The organism is Fusibacter paucivorans, assembly GCF_018390735.1.
GTDB lineage: Bacteria > Bacillota > Clostridia > Peptostreptococcales > Acidaminobacteraceae > Fusibacter > Fusibacter paucivorans.
The window spans coordinates 20004-35664 of record NZ_JAHBCL010000039.1; the positions used below are offsets into that span (position 1 = coordinate 20004).

17 protein-coding genes and 1 pseudogene are annotated in these 15661 nt (G+C 41.0%); all 18 read left to right on the plus strand.

Features of this window, described 5'->3' with window-relative positions; all coding sequences use genetic code 11:
• Complete coding sequence (locus KHM83_RS17090; RefSeq protein WP_213238264.1) at positions 1 to 423, plus strand: flagellar basal body-associated FliL family protein; 423 nt, start codon at positions 1 to 3, stop codon at positions 421 to 423.
• 122 nt (positions 424 to 545) lie between these two features.
• Positions 546 to 1553 carry a flagellar motor switch protein FliM gene (fliM, locus tag KHM83_RS17095; RefSeq protein ID WP_213238265.1) on the plus strand — a complete coding sequence of 336 codons (1008 nt, stop codon included), beginning with the start codon at positions 546 to 548 and terminating at the stop codon, positions 1551 to 1553.
• On the plus strand, positions 1546 to 2661 hold the full coding sequence (fliY, locus tag KHM83_RS17100; RefSeq protein WP_213238266.1) for a flagellar motor switch phosphatase FliY: 1116 nt from the start codon (positions 1546 to 1548) through the stop codon (positions 2659 to 2661). The genes fliM and fliY overlap by 8 nt, the downstream gene beginning before the upstream one ends.
• Positions 2662 to 2679: 18 nt before the next feature.
• Entirely contained in the window at positions 2680 to 3042 is a 363-nt protein-coding gene (locus tag KHM83_RS17105; RefSeq protein ID WP_069876578.1) for a response regulator, read from the plus strand.
• A gap of 9 nt (positions 3043 to 3051) precedes the next feature.
• The gene (locus tag KHM83_RS17110; RefSeq protein WP_213238267.1) at positions 3052 to 3465 is read left to right on the plus strand and encodes a flagellar biosynthetic protein FliO; all 414 of its coding nucleotides are present in this window, start codon (positions 3052 to 3054) and stop codon (positions 3463 to 3465) included.
• Complete coding sequence (gene fliP / locus KHM83_RS17115) at positions 3452 to 4234, plus strand: flagellar type III secretion system pore protein FliP (RefSeq protein WP_246543171.1); 783 nt, start codon at positions 3452 to 3454, stop codon at positions 4232 to 4234. The genes KHM83_RS17110 and fliP overlap by 14 nt, the downstream gene beginning before the upstream one ends.
• Before the next feature lie 15 nt (positions 4235 to 4249).
• Positions 4250 to 4519, plus strand: coding sequence for a flagellar biosynthesis protein FliQ (gene fliQ, locus KHM83_RS17120; protein WP_213238269.1), 270 nt, complete (start codon positions 4250 to 4252; stop codon positions 4517 to 4519).
• 9 nt (positions 4520 to 4528) lie between these two features.
• Positions 4529 to 5299 carry a flagellar biosynthetic protein FliR gene (gene fliR / locus KHM83_RS17125; RefSeq protein WP_213238270.1) on the plus strand — a complete coding sequence of 257 codons (771 nt, stop codon included), beginning with the start codon at positions 4529 to 4531 and terminating at the stop codon, positions 5297 to 5299.
• 21 nt (positions 5300 to 5320) lie between these two features.
• Positions 5321 to 6403: a flagellar biosynthesis protein FlhB gene (gene flhB / locus KHM83_RS17130; RefSeq protein ID WP_213238271.1), complete on the plus strand. Its 1083-nt coding sequence runs from the start codon at positions 5321 to 5323 to the stop codon at positions 6401 to 6403.
• Between the two features lie 9 nt (positions 6404 to 6412).
• Positions 6413 to 8449, plus strand: coding sequence for a flagellar biosynthesis protein FlhA (gene flhA / locus KHM83_RS17135; protein WP_213238272.1), 2037 nt, complete (start codon positions 6413 to 6415; stop codon positions 8447 to 8449).
• A complete protein-coding gene (flhF, locus tag KHM83_RS17140) occupies positions 8450 to 9598 on the plus strand; it encodes a flagellar biosynthesis protein FlhF (RefSeq protein WP_213238273.1) in 1149 nt (382 codons plus the stop codon).
• A gap of 24 nt (positions 9599 to 9622) precedes the next feature.
• Positions 9623 to 10480, plus strand: a complete 858-nt coding sequence (locus KHM83_RS17145) for a MinD/ParA family protein (protein ID WP_213238274.1) — start codon at positions 9623 to 9625, stop codon at positions 10478 to 10480.
• Between the two features lie 8 nt (positions 10481 to 10488).
• Positions 10489 to 11223, plus strand: a complete 735-nt coding sequence (locus KHM83_RS17150) for a PilZ domain-containing protein (protein ID WP_213238275.1) — start codon at positions 10489 to 10491, stop codon at positions 11221 to 11223.
• On the plus strand, positions 11220 to 12284 hold the full coding sequence (locus KHM83_RS17155) for a protein-glutamate methylesterase/protein-glutamine glutaminase (RefSeq protein WP_213238276.1): 1065 nt from the start codon (positions 11220 to 11222) through the stop codon (positions 12282 to 12284). The genes KHM83_RS17150 and KHM83_RS17155 overlap by 4 nt, the downstream gene beginning before the upstream one ends.
• A gap of 5 nt (positions 12285 to 12289) precedes the next feature.
• A complete protein-coding gene (locus KHM83_RS17160) occupies positions 12290 to 14350 on the plus strand; it encodes a chemotaxis protein CheA (RefSeq protein ID WP_213238277.1) in 2061 nt (686 codons plus the stop codon).
• A 14-nt stretch (positions 14351 to 14364) separates the two neighbouring features.
• The gene (locus KHM83_RS17165) at positions 14365 to 14799 is read left to right on the plus strand and encodes a chemotaxis protein CheW (protein ID WP_213238278.1); all 435 of its coding nucleotides are present in this window, start codon (positions 14365 to 14367) and stop codon (positions 14797 to 14799) included.
• 18 nt (positions 14800 to 14817) lie between these two features.
• Positions 14818 to 15438 (plus strand): chemotaxis protein CheC, encoded by a 621-nt coding sequence (locus tag KHM83_RS17170; RefSeq protein ID WP_213238279.1) that lies wholly within the window; start codon positions 14818 to 14820, stop codon positions 15436 to 15438.
• Positions 15435 to 15661, plus strand: a pseudogene (locus KHM83_RS17175) (hypothetical protein); the annotation flags it as partial. The gene KHM83_RS17170 and the pseudogene KHM83_RS17175, both read left to right, overlap by 4 nt.

Sequence of the window (15661 nt, forward strand, 5' to 3'; positions counted from 1 at the left end):
ATGAATAAAAAACTCATTATCATTATTGCAGCAGTCGTATTGTTGCTCGTCGTTGTCGGCGTTGTCGTCGTCGTATTTGTACTGGGCGGTGAACCCAAAGAGCCAGTTATTGTCTACAGTGAATACCAACTGGATGAAGCTTACTCCAATCTCGCAGATGAGGGCGGAACGAAGATTATCAAATATCAAGTGGTCATTGAATACACAGATGATGCAATCTTAACTGAACTTGAATCAAACAAAACTAAAATTGTTAATAATATTGACGAACTCATGCGTGCATCACTCAGTGAAGATCTCATGAAACCAAACGGCAAAGAAAGAATGAGACAGCGCATCAGAGATATGGTGATTGAAGTGCTTGAATCTGATGAAGAGATTATTTCCAATATTTACATCGCACCGTTTATTATTCAGGGATAATCGTGGATGAAGTTCAAAATATAGGGGATCCAAGCGATTAAACCACAATTTGTAGAAAGATTATTAAGGTTTTGACACAAGATCGCCGATATTAATAAAAAGAGTTGAAAGGGGGTGGCGTCATGTCGGATGTATTGTCCCAAAATGAGATAGACGAGCTGCTAGCCGCGTTAAGTACCGGTGAGGTAGACGTCAAGGACATTGAAGAAGATAAAAAAGAACGCAAAATACGAAAATATGACTTTAGCCGCCCGGATAAATTTGCAAAAGATCAATTGCGAACACTGGAAATCATTCATGAAAACTTTTCGAGACTGCTTAATAACTTCTTGTCGGGTTATCTGAGAACCTTTATCGAAGTAGAAGTAATTTCTGTACAGAGTTTGATTTACACCGAGTTCAGCAATTCCATTTCCAATCCTGCAATTTTAGGTATTGTCGATTTTGCACCATTTAGTGGTCAAATCATACTCGATGTCTCTTCTGACATCGCATATGCCATGATCGAAAGGGTGCTCGGTGGGACTGGAAAACATAACCAACCGACGAAAGAAACGCGAACCTTGACTGAAATAGAAATGATATTACTTAGGAATATTCTAATTAAGTTTATCAACCTGCTAAAAGAACCATGGGGCAATATCGTTGAACTCAGGCCGAAACTTGAAAATATTGAGACGAACTCACAATTTGCTCAAATTGTATCACCGGCAGAATCCATTGCGTTGGTTACATTTAATATACGTATTGGGGATACAGAGGGTATGGTGAACGTCTGTATTCCGCACTTTGTCATTGAGCCAATCCTGCCGAGTCTCAGTTCGCGCCTGTGGTTCGCCACAAGCAACAGAAAAGATGTCACAGATGAAGAGCGCGGGGCGCTTGAAACGGGGATCAGTAAATCAAAAATTAACCTTAGTGCAACAGTCGGCGGTTCATCCATTACCGTTTCAGAACTGTTAAATCTCCAAAAGGGAGATGTGATCTTATTGAATAAGAAAGTCGACGAAAGCCTTGAAATCTTTGTTGAAAACAAACTAAAGTTTTATGGAAAACCTGGCATTAAGAAAAAGAATGTCGCGATTATGATTACAGACGTTATAGAGGAAGGAGATGATTTAGATGACTGATATGCTTTCGCAAGAAGAAATTGATGCTTTGCTAGGGGGAGGAACCGCCGGCATTTCTGAATCACCTGCATCTTTGTTAACGGATGAAGAAGCGGATGCCATTGGTGAAATCGGTAATATCAGTATGGGGACAGCAGCGACGACGCTGTTTACGCTCCTGAATAAAAAAGTGACCATTACAACGCCAAAAGTATCAGAAACGACAATGGATGTACTCTCAAAAGAATTTGAGGATCCTTCCGTTCTCATTAACATTGTTTATAAAATGGGCATCGAAGGTGTAAACTTCTTGATTTTACATGAAAAAGATGTCAAAATAATTACGGACCTCATGATGGGGGGCGACGGCACCAATGTGTCCAGTGAACTCAACGACCTTCATTTGAGTGCCATCAGCGAAGCGATGAACCAAATGATTGGTTCGTCATCAACGTCGCTTTCCGAGATGTTAGGCAAAAAAATTGACATATCGCCACCGGAAGCATACCATGATAAAATTTCTGAGTTAGATTATACGCAATTTGGGGTATCTAAAACAGATAAAGTGGTAAAAATTGCTTTTAGGATGACAGTCGGCGATTTGATCGATAGCGAAATCATGCAGGTATTGCCTGTTGACGTTGCCAAACAAATGGTTGCAACCATTATCAAAGGAAAGTCTGAACCTGAGCCAGCACCGGCGCCAGTCGCAGAAAAAGCGCCGCCAAAGGCAGAAGCACCGAAACAGCAGGAGGCACCTGCACCGCAGTATTACTATGAAGAAGAACGGCCAAAATCAAATTTCTCCGCAGAGAAGGTCAATGCTGTGCCATTACAATTTGAAAATTTTGATGGCAATTCTTCTCAAATGTATTATAATAATGATATAGAGTTAATTAGAGATGTACCCCTTGAAATTACTGTTGAATTGGGTCGTACGAGTAAGAAAATTAACGAAATTCTAGATTTTGGTGTAGGGACAGTTATTGAGTTAGATCGCCTTGTAGGGGAACCGCTTATTGTTTTAGCAAATGGCAAGCGGATTGCAAAGGGCGAGGTTGTCGTTGTAGATGAGAATTACGGGATCAGAATAACTGACATAATCATACCTAAGAGGATCACTGAATAATATTTAAGGAGGACAAGCATGGCTAATACAATATTAGTTGTCGACGATGCAGCATTTATGAGGATGATGATTAAGGATGTCTTAACGAAAAACGGTTATGATGTCGTTGGTGAAGCTGAAAACGGTCAAAAAGCAATTGAAAAGTATAAAGAGTTGAAACCCGAACTGGTTATTATGGATATTACAATGCCGGAAGTTGATGGGATTCAAGCCGTTAAGGAAATTAAAGCTTTTGATCCAAATGCAAAAGTAGTCATGTGTTCCGCCATGGGACAACAGGCAATGGTTATCGAATCAATTCAGGCTGGCGCAAGAGATTTTATCGTCAAGCCGTTTCAAGCGGATCGCGTGATAGAAGCCGTCAAGAAAGTATTGGGATAGGTGACGGCGATGGCACGTTTGATTTTCATGCCATTAATATTTAATGCTTCGGATGCCAGTAACGTTTCAAATTACTGGTTTTCTATTAAGTATGTCGCGATGGTCGTCATCTTTATATATTTATTATGGATATTCTCTAAATGGCTCACAAATAAGAACTATATTTCATTAAAAGATAGAAATATCAAAGTGCTGGATCGTACGGCACTTTCTAATGATAAATATATTGTCTTGGTTGAGTTGGAGAATATTTTTTATTTGTTGGGAGTGGATAAAAACGGCATTACACTCATTGACAAACGTGATGATTTATCAACGGAGATGTTTCTCAGAAGCAATCGTCAGGAAAACAATGATTTTGCTGCAATACTAAAATCATCTATCGGTAAGAGGAAGCAGAAGGACAATGATGCAGATAATTAGTAAGGTGCCGAAAAGGCGTACCGTGGCTGTTATTGTGGCGGTAATTGCAGTTTGGGCTATTTTTTCTGGACTCAGTTTCGGAGAAACCAGCATTAGCTTGCCGGAGATTAACGTCAGCATAAACAATGGTGATGGTGACGTCCAAATTGCCAACAGCATACAACTTATGATCCTTTTGACAATTTTGTCATTGGCACCGTCGATTCTCATTATGATGACGTGCTTCACACGCTATATAATTGTTTTGGGATTTGTCAGAAGAGCGCTATCACTTCAGTCGACACCGCCAAATCAGGTGCTGATCGGTTTAGCACTCTTTTTGACGTTCTTTACAATGTCGAGTGTTTTCACGGAAGTCTATGAAGATGCTTATTTGCCGTTTCAAGAAGGGACGGTAACCATACAGGAGGCGGCAGATTTGGCCTCTGAACCGGTTAAGGAATTTATGCTTAAACAGGTCAGAACAAGGGACCTATCGCTTTTCATGGGGATTGCTGGGATTACAGAAATTGAGACAAATGATGATATTCCTCTGCGCGTCGTTATCCCGGCGTTTATTATCAGTGAGCTAAAGATCGCATTTGAAATTGGTTTCCTCATCTTTATTCCATTTATTGTGGTGGATATGATCGTGGCTTCAACGCTGATGGCACTCGGGATGATGATGCTGCCGCCGGTGATGATTTCGCTGCCGATAAAAGTACTGCTGTTTTTAATGGTCGATGGATGGCATTTAATTGTTGAAAAGCTCATTATGAGCATTCGATAAGGAAGGGTGGATGAGATGACGGAAAGCATGATTGTCGATGTATTCTCGGAATCGATTAAAACCATATTGCTATTATCGGCGCCGATGCTGCTAAGCGGTTTGCTGGTAGGGCTCATCATTGCTATCTTTCAGGCAACGACGCAGATACAGGAGGCAACGCTTGCTTTTGTACCAAAAATTATCGCCGTCTTTCTCGTGCTGATGTTTGCAGGTTCATGGATATTGAATACGTTGGTTACTTTTACAAATGAAGTTTTCAATCTCATTGACCTGATTATTTATTAGGTGATGACGATGACGTATAGCATACCACTTTTAAACATGGTTTTAATTGCCGGTAGGATGGCTGGGATGATTTTTGCATCGCCCGTATTTGGCAGTCGCAACTATCCCGTCCATTACAAAATCGGTTTGATGTTCTTTTTAACGCTGTTGATTTATCCGATGGTTCCCATTGATATCAGTTACCAAGTTGATACGTTCTGGGGCTATGGCTGGTTTTTGGCAAATGAAATTATTATTGGTATTACCTTTGGACTCATCCTAACCATCTATTTTAACTTTATCTATTTCGCTGGTGATCTTATTGACCGTGATTTGGGATTTGCAATGGTGAATGTTGTCAACCCGCTTGATGAATCGCAAATAGCGGTAACATCCAATTTTTTCTATGTGTTTTCAACATTGATTTTCTTGCACCTGAATCTTCACCATGAACTCATTATGGCAATGGTTACTTCTTATGAACGCATTAAAGTCGGCACGGCGTTATTGCTTGCACCGACGTATGACGTCTTTATCGATGTCGTCGCAGCATCGATGATATTAGGGTTTCAAATTGCGGCGCCATTTGTGATCACAGTCTTAATTGCCAATATCATTTTGGCACTTTTATCGAAGGCGATGCCGGGCATGAACATTTTCATACTTGGAATGCCATTCAAAATCTTTTTTGGATTCTTGCTTTTTATTATACTCATGCCATACTTATACGATATTTTCGGTCGTATTTTACTGGATGGCTTTTATTATATTCAGCGGTTTTTCAGCCTTTTTTCACCTTGATAAGCGATTTGGGGGGAGCTTATGATTCGTCAGTTTGACCTGCAATTGTTTACAGAAGAAAAAACAGAGAGTGCTACGCCGAAGAAAATGCGTGATGCCAGAGAAAAAGGGCAAGTCGTACAATCAAAAGAACTTAGCACGGCAGTGGCGTTTTTGTCTGTTTTCTTGGCAATGGGCGCAATGAGCGACTATTTGATCAACGGCATGGTGGGGTACTTTACCATGACCATGAATCTGATCCCCGATGTAGGGCAGATGTTTGAAAGCGAAGACTACAAACTCTATATGGCCGATATGCTAATGACGATCCTTAAATATGCATTGCCGTTATTGGGCGTTGCGTTGGTTGTCGGCGTTTTGATGAGCTATATACAGGTTGGTTTTCTCTTTACAACGGAAACACTGATGCCAAAACTTGAAAAAATCAATCCGATGAAGGGTTTTAAAAATATCTTTTCAATGCGATCGCTGGTGGAACTTGTCAAATCAATCGCGAAGGCGAGTACGTTGCTTTACATTGCGATATCCTATGTCTTGGATCACTTGCCGGAGCTTTTAATAACCTTTGAAATAGAGCCCATTCAAACCATGGGGATCATGTGGGATATCATTTTAGGCGTCGTCATGCGCTGTGCGCTCTTTTTGTTTATTGTCGCGATATTTGATTACGCCTATAAAAGGTGGAAAAACAGCAAAGATCTCATGATGACCAAGCAGGAAATCAAAGATGAATACAAGCAGAGTGAAGGTGATCCGAAACTCAAGGCGAAGATCAAAGAAAAACAGCGTGCCTTTGCCATGAGCAGGATGATGCAGAGTGTTCCCGAAGCTGATGTCGTCATAACGAACCCAACGCATTTTGCCATTGCGATAAAATACGATTCTGATAAAAGTGATGCACCCGTCGTGACGGCCAAGGGACAAGACTTGGTCGCCATGAATATCAAACGCATTGCAACTGAAAATGCAGTTCCCATTGTGGAAAATAAACCCCTTGCTCAAACGCTGTTTAGGACAGTAGAAATTGGTCAGGCGATTCCGCCGGATCTCTATGAAGCCGTAGCAGAAGTCTTAGCATATGTCTATAAACTCAATCGCGCATAGGAGGAAAACATGCGTTTTAACGACGTCATTATGGCAGTGGTTGTCATTGTCATTATTCTCTTAATTATTATACCCGTGCCGCTCGGGTGGCTTGATTTTTTTCTGGCACTTAATATTTCGCTGGCACTTATGATTCTCGTTATTTCGATGTTTGTTCGGGAAACATTGGAGTTTTCTGTTTTTCCGTCAATTTTGCTCATTACGACGATGTTTCGTCTGGCGCTTAATATTTCAACAACACGTTATATTTTGTCAGAAGGTCAAGCGGGAGAAGTCATCGATACATTTGGCAGTTTTGTTATTGGCGGTAATGCCATCGTCGGTTTCATTATCTTTATGATTATTGTCATCATTCAGTTCTTGGTTATTACCAAAGGTTCTGAGCGGGTCTCGGAAGTTGCTGCGAGGTTTACACTGGATGCAATGCCCGGGAAACAGATGGCAATAGACGCCGATCTTAATTCAGGACTTATCAATGAAAATGAAGCGAAGGAGCGCCGAAAAAAAATTCAGCGCGAATCTGATTTTTACGGCTCGATGGATGGTGCCAGCAAGTTCGTTAAAGGGGATGCCATTGCCGGTATTATTATTACACTAATCAACATTGTTGCAGGTTTTCTGATCGGTGCTTTCACCATGAATCTGACATTGGTGGAATCGATTTCGAAGTTTACGTTATTAACTGTCGGCGATGGTTTGGTAAGCCAGATTCCCGCGCTGATGATTTCCGTCGCCACCGGTATTATCGTAACGCGGGCGGCGTCAGAGTCCAATCTGGGGACTGATGTCATCGGACAGCTCTTTGCACAAAGCCGTGTTTTATTTATCGTCGGCGGGGTCCTTATCTTACTGGCAATTATTACACCGCTGCCGAATATTCCATTTTTTCTTATTGGCTCGCTGATTATTTTTATGGGAACGCGCGTTATGACCAAGGATAAGAAAGAAGCGGCCGCTGAGGTCGAGCATGAGCCAAAGGCAGAGCGACCTGAAGAAGATATTCGGAGACCCGAAAATATTGTGCCGCTGTTGCAAGTGGATCCAATAGAGCTCGAATTCGGTTACGGTATTATCCCGCTAGCCGACCCTAATCAAGGCGGCGACCTCTATGACCGACTCGTCATGATCAGGCGGCAAATTGCGCTGGAACTTGGCATTGTCGTCCCTATTATCCGCTTGCGGGATAACATTCAACTGGATTCAAACGAGTACCTGATTAAGATAAAGGGGAATGATGTGGCAGGTGGTAATATCGTCTTTGATCATTACATCGCCATGAGTCCCGGCAGCGTTGAAGGTGAAATTCAGGGGATTGATACCATCGAACCGGCATTTGGACTCCCGGCGAAATGGATTAAAGCGGACTTGCGTGAAAAAGCGGAATTGCTCGGCTATACGGTTGTCGATCCGTCTTCTGTCATTTCAACGCATTTAACGGAAGTGATTAAAAAGAATGCGCATGACCTCCTCAGTCGTGAAGATGTCAAACAATTGATTGACAATGTCAGGGAGAACAATGCAGCGTTGCTGGATGAATTGATGCCGAGTCTCATGGGATACGGCGATATTCAGAAAGTACTCGTCAACCTTTTGCGAGAAGGTGTTTCCGTCAGAAATTTAGTGACGATTTTAGAAACCTTGGCCGACTTTGCCAAATCGACGCGCGATGTGAATATTCTCACAGAATATGTGAGACAGCGCTTGTCGAGACAGCTTTCAAAAATGTATTTTCCATTTGGCAAAGCACAGGTCGTAACTTTGGAGCAAAGCCTTGAAAACATGCTGATGGAAGCGATTGATCAGAATGAAACGGGTACTTTTTTATCACTGGATCCAATGACATCGCAAAAGATTATTGCGAGTCTATCCAATGAAATCCGAAAGCTCATGCAGATGGGTGAGCAGCCAATTGTCGTTACAGCGCCAATTGTAAGACTTTATTTTAAAAGATTATCGGAACAATCGATTCCAGATTTGATCGTTTTATCGTATAATGAAATAGAATCAAGTATTGATGTACAATCAGCCGGGATGGTGAGTATCTAGATGAAAGTAAAACGTTATCTCGTTCATGATATGAACGAAGCGATGATAAAAATTAAAAGTGAGCTTGGCATGGATGCAGTGATACTCAATACCCGTAAAATCAAAAAAGGCGGTCTTTTTAAATTTTTCAGCAAACCGCTTTTGGAAGTTGTTGCGGCAATAGACGAGCAGCCAATTAGTACGACGAAGCAAGTGCCAATTGCCGCGCGAACAGAACACAGCGAGGTACCCCCTGTCATTAGGGAGGCGCCTGCACCAAACAAATCTGAACTTGAGATGAGTGAGCTTAAGGATATGGTCGCGGCATTGATTAAAAAAGTCGAATCCATCGAAAATAAAACAGAGCCCGCAACTGAAACAGAAACACCGTCTGATCGGTATATTGAAGTCTTAAAAGAACTTGAAATACAAGCGCCGATTGCTAAGAAAATTATTGAAATTGTACAGCGTCAGATTAATTTATCAGAAAAGAATCATGATACGGTGATGAATGCGATTAAAGTCATTGCACGCGAGTACTTAGGCGATATAAAAACCATTGATACCGATATGCCTGGGAAGCCGTCGGTGTACATGTTTTTAGGGCCGACAGGCGTTGGCAAAACGACGACGCTGGCAAAAATCGCTGCAAGACTGGCACTCGTGGACAACAAGCAAGTCGGGCTCATTACCGCAGATACTTATCGGATTGCAGCTGTAGAACAGCTTAAAACGTACAGCGAAATATTGGGGATCCCGCTTGAAGTGATTTATGAAGCCGATGAGCTCGATACCGCTGTAAAACACTTTAAAGATAAAGACTATATTCTGATTGATACTGCCGGGCGCAGTCACAAGAGCAAAGAGCTAAAGAGCGATTATGATGAACTCGTGCATTATTTAGATGATGTCAATATTTTTCTCGTTCTCAGTATGACGACATCTTATAAAGATTTAAAGAGTATTATTGATTCCTATCAGTTTTTAGAGCAATATCGGTTGTTGTTTACAAAACTCGACGAAGCCAATTCATTTGGCAATATATTGAATACGAGAGTGTTAACAGGTCAACCGCTTTCATACTTTACCATAGGACAAAGTGTTCCAGATGATATTGAAGTCGCAGATAAGGAGCGGATTATACAGTACATTTTCGAAACTGAGTCTTAATTCATATTGCGTTTGGGGGATACAATGGATCAAGCACAAAAATTAAGAGAGATTATCAATCAATCTGATCCAAATGAAGCGGGCGATGCGCGGATCATTACGGTCTCGAGTGGCAAGGGCGGCGTCGGCAAGACGAATTTCACCGTCAACATCGGTATTGCACTTGGAAAATTGGGCAAAAAAGTGACGATTATTGATGCTGATTTGGGACTTGCAAACGTCGACGTACTCTTGGGCATTGTACCGAAATATAATTTATCGCATGTTTTAAAAGGTGAAGCGACTGTTCAGGAAATTATTGTAAACGGTCCCTACAATATTAATGTCATTTCCGGCGGGTCTGGGATTATGGATCTTATTGATCTCGACCAGAATCAGCTTGAAAAATTGATTCATTCATTGAAATATTGCAATGAAATATCAGATTATATATTAATTGATACGGGTGCCGGTCTCAGTAAATCTGTCTTGTCATTTGTGGATGCCGCATCCGATATTGTGATTGTCATCACACCGGATCCAACATCCATAACAGATGCCTATGCACTGATTAAAAACATTATCAAAGATGAAGACAAAAAAATAAAGCTCATTATCAATCGTGTCGAATCCAATGAAGAGGGAGATGAGGTCTTTAACAAGCTAGAACAAGCCGTTTCGAAATTTTTAGATAAGTCATTGGAGAATTTGGGGTATATATTTGAAGACAACAATCTAAAAAAAGCTGTTCGTAAACAGATGCCGGTGATTGAAGCTTATCCGCGTGCGATTTCCAGCAAAGGGATTGAAAATATCGCTTATAATCTTGAACACAACAGCAAGTATACGAAAACGACAAATAATTTTAGGGGCTTCCTAAATAAATTAATGAGTAAAATATAGGTGGTGGCATGGACGGTTTCACAAAGTTTTTAAAAATAGCTGATGAAATCGATATAATGATCTTTAAAAATGATAAGACGTCGCTGACATTGAAAGCATTTGTCTATGATATTCCAAGTGATTCAGATCTGGTCATTTCCAATCCGATATCGGAGGGAAACCTTTATCCAATGGAGCGCCAATACGAATACTATTTCAGATTTTATATAGAAAATGCCGGCATGTATCTTTTTAAGGGCAATGTTGTCAATCGCATTACTTATGACAACTTGCCTGCGGTACAAGTGAAACTGGTATCAGAGATTAAACGTGTACAACGACGCCGCTTTTTTAGGGTGCGGCTCATGTCACATGGCAGTTTTTATGAAGAGCGGCAGCTTACAGAAGGCGAAATTGAAATTATGCGGCAAAAGTTAAAGAAGCGATTTGCCAATGAACAGGACATTATTATTGATGAGACAGTTATTGATAAAACTGAATTTGAGACGCTCGATTTGAGTGGTGGCGGCTTGAGAGTAGAGACGACGGCAGCTTATCAAATCGGTGATTTTGTTGAAGGTGAATTTATTATTAGCGGAAATATGGTAAAATTTAAAGGTGAAGTGACAAGGTGTGAAAAAAACGCGTCCAATCGGAATGAAGTGGGTATAAGATTCTTAGAGCTCGATGAAAACACACAATCCAAGATAGTCGCTTATGTCTTTGAAATTGAGCGAAATTTTATAAAAAAGGGTTTGATATGATGAAGATTAAAGTATTGGTCGTAGATGATTCAGCATTTATGCGCAAAGTGATTTCAGACATGGTCTTGTCTGATCCAATGATGGAAGTCGTTGCAACCGCCAAAAATGGACAAGATGCACTTCAAAAAATCAGCACTTATCATCCAGATGTCGTAACACTTGATATTGAAATGCCCGTGATGGATGGCTTGTCAGCGCTGAAGGAAATTATGAATAATTCGCCGCTGCCGGTCATTATGCTTAGCAGTCTTACAAAAAAAGGTGCTGACGAAACATTGAAAGCGCTTGACTTAGGAGCCATTGACTTTATTACAAAACCATCTTCACTGATTAAAGTATCGACGCCGGAGGTTCGCGATGAGCTCCTTGGTAAGATCAGGGCGGCGAGTAAGGTTAAAATCACACAGCCGATGAAACGGCATACCATTGCTGAAAGACCGGTTACTCAGCATCTTAAGAGCACGGCATCGCCGAAGGGCAGTACGCATTTTAAAAAACTGATTGCCATTGGCACTTCGACAGGTGGACCGAGAGCATTGCAGGAAGTGGTGCCGCTTTTTCCAAAAGATATTGACGCCGGTATTGTCATGGTGCAGCATATGCCGCCGGGATTTACAAAGTCTTTGGCTGAACGGCTTGACGGCATGAGTCAAATTCATGTCAAGGAAGCGGAAGACGGTGATATCATTCGTGCAGGGTGTGCTTATCTCGCGCCGGGTGACAGTCACCTAAAAGTATATAAACAAGCTGGACAATATGTGATAAAATTAGATAATGGCGAACGCGTCAGCGGGCATAAACCTTCAGTAGATGCCATGATGTATTCAATCGCCGAATTAAATGAAAGAAATATAATCGGGGTTATTATGACTGGTATGGGTGCCGATGGCGCAAATGGGCTTAAAGCGGTCAAGGCCAATAAAGCCTATGTCATAGCTCAGGACGAAGCAAGTTGTGTGGTATTTGGAATGCCGAAATCAACAATCAAACTAGGTGTTGTAGACAAGGTAGCTAGCCTTTCTAATATTACGAATGAAATCATTAAAGCCATGGAGGTGTAGTGCAAATGGATATGAGTCAATATTTGGAAATTTTTATCGACGAATCTAAAGAGCACTTGCAGACAATGAATGAAATTCTGCTCGTGCTTGAAAACAATGTAGAAGATGTATCGCACATAGGAGAAATTTTTAGAATTGCACATACCTTAAAAGGCATGTCTGGGACGATGGGCTTTACGAAGCTGGCTGATTTAACACATAAAATGGAAAATGTTTTAGACCTCGTACGAAATGGCGAACTCAGTATTACCTCTACGATTGTCGACGTCTTGTTCGAATGTTTCGATGCACTTGAAGAGTATATTGACAATTTGGAGAAAACAGGTAATGAAGGTGACCTCGATTCATCAGAACTCGTCCAAAAACTTCAAGTAATCGCACAAAAGGGCGAAGTGACAACGAGTAAGACGGCGAAAAAAGCGGCAGCTGCACCGACGCCAAAAGTTGAAACTAAACCGGAAGATGAAAGTGTTTTTACACTTTCCGTTAATGATGTCGGCAGCATTATCAACAAGGCCATTGAAATGGGCGTTAAGCCTTATATGATTAAAGTCATCTTGGATCAGGGGTGTATGCTGAAAGCGGCACGTGCTTTTATCATTTTCAATACGCTTGAACGATTTGGCGAAATCATCAAATCCTATCCGCTGGCGGAAGAAATTGAAGACGAAAAATTTGACGACAGTTTTGAAGTGCTCTATTTTTCGAAGCTCGATGAACAATATTGTCATTCTGAACTCATGAAGATTTCAGAAGTGAAAAATATCATTATTCGCGAGTTAAGTGAAAGTGATGCCGCTGTTGAAGCAGTCAAAGAAGATGTTGAAGTCACCATGGCTGAAACAGAAGTTGAAGTAAAAGCAGCAAAACCTGCAAAACGAAAAGAAGATGCAAATGCAAAGAGCAATGATAAAGGCAAGACATCTAAAACAGTACGTGTCGAAATTGGAAGGCTTGATAACTTGATGAACCTCGTCAGTGAGCTCATCATTATTAAAACACGGCTTGAAGATCTCGATTCTTCATCAAACCGTAATAATATGAATGAAGCGATAGAATATCTTGAACGGATTACCACAAGCTTGCACGATGCTGTTATGAAAGTTAGAATGGTACCGGTTGAGCGGACTTTTAACCGTTTTCCAAGGCTGGTTCGCGACCTTTCAAAAGAATTAGGTAAAAATATTAAACTGTTTATGTCTGGTGAAGAAACAGAAGTTGACAGAACGGTTATTGATGAAATTGGCGATCCGCTTATTCACCTCATCCGTAATTCACTTGACCATGGGATTGAATCACCGGCTGATCGTGTTAAGTCAGGTAAAGATGAAAGTGGTTTTGTGGCGCTTCGTGCATATCCTGACGGCAATACCGTTGTGATTGAAGTGGAAGATGACGGCAAGGGCATTGATCCAGAAGTCATTAAACGAAAAGCCATTGATAAAAAACTCATTACGGTTGATGAAGGCGAACAAATGTCTGAAAAGGAAATTATCAATCTGCTCTTTGCCGCTGGATTCAGCACAGCTGAGCAAGTAACGGATATTTCGGGCAGAGGTGTTGGTCTCGATGTCGTCAAGACGAAAATTGAAGCGATCAACGGTACGGTAGAAGTTGTTTCCAATCTTGGTCAAGGCAGTAAGTTCATTATCCGCCTGCCGTTGACATTGGCAATTATCCAAGCATTAATGGTTAACCTAGACGAAGAGAAATACGCGATACCGCTTAATAACATCAAGGAAATCACAACCATTGATCCTGCCAAGATTACAATGGTCCAAGAACAGGAAGTGGTATTGTACCGCAACAAGACGCTGCCAATCATTCGCATGAAGGACGTCTTGGATTTCCCTTCTACAGAAGAAGTGCCGGAAGAACTCATTACCGTTATTGTTAAAAAGGGTGAAATTGAAGCCGGACTGGTTGTTGACAGCTTAATTGGACAGCAAGAAATCGTTATCAAATCCTTAGGTAAATATTTGACCGGCATTAAAGCGATTGCCGGCGCAACGATCTTGGGTAATGGTAGTGTCGCATTAATCGTAGATCCGAATCAATTATTCTAGGGAGGTAGCGAAAAATGAGTGAAATCAAAGAATTTGTGACATACAGGCTTAATGAAGAATATTATGGCATTGATATCAACAATGTTGAAAACATTGAAAAAGTACTGCCGATTACACGTGTTCCCTATACACCGCCTTATGTAAAGGGCGTCGTCAACCTCCGCGGTATTATCGTGCCGGTTGTCGATCTGAGGACGCGTTTTGGACTTATGCCAATCGAAGCAACAGACGAATCAAGAATCATCATTGTCAATGTGGAAGAATTAAAGATCGGCATGCTGGTTGATTCCTCATCTGAAGTGCTTCAGATTTCAGATGACGATATTGATGCGGCGCCCAATGTTCGAAAAGACAACAACAATGAATTTGTCAAATACATTGGCAAAAAAAATGAACGCATCATCATGTTGATTGATTTAATGAAAGTATTAAGTATTGAAGCGCAATAGCGCTTGGTAGGAGATAAAATGCCAGTTCAAATTGATAATATTAACAATACCATCATATTGGATGTTCTTCGTGAAATCGGCAACATTGGTGCCGGTAACGCGGCAACGTCGCTTGCTAAAATGATTGACAAAAAAATTGACATGAAGGTACCGATTGTAAAAGTTTTGGAATTTGATGAAGTGCCTGAATTATTGGGAGGCCCTGAAAACATTGTCTGTGGCATTTTCTTCAAAATAGAAGGCGATATAACAGGCAGTATTATGTATATTATGGATCAAAAATCTGCGATAAACCTCGTTAATTTACTGATGCCGCGCGAAAACGCCGAATTTGATGAATTTACGATTTCTGCATTAAAAGAGATTGGTAATATTCTTTCGGGGGCGTATGTGTCCAGTCTTTCAGGATTGACTAATTTAAAGATAACCATTTCCATTCCAGCTTTGGCAATTGATATGGCGGGGGCTATCTTAAGTGTTCCCGCGATTCATTTCAGTCAAATGAGTGATAACGTTTTAATCATTCAAAACGAGTTTATTGAAAGTGTTGAAGCTAGAAAAGTCGATGGCTATTTCTTTTTAATTCCAGATCTCGATTCATATGAGGTCCTTTTGGGTAGTTTAGGTGTGACATTATGAGTACAATGGTAAAGGTTGGCATGGCTGACTTGAAAGTGACAGAGTACCCAAATGCCCTGACGACCTTAGGGCTTGGTTCCTGTGTGGGCATTTGCTTGTATGAGGGGCTGTCGGGAAATAGACAGCCCCTTAAAAATTTCCATAAATTACAAAAAGGAATTCTCCTACTTTATGTCGAATCTATAAATAGGAGGTTATCTTATGCAAAAAAAGAAAAAAGACG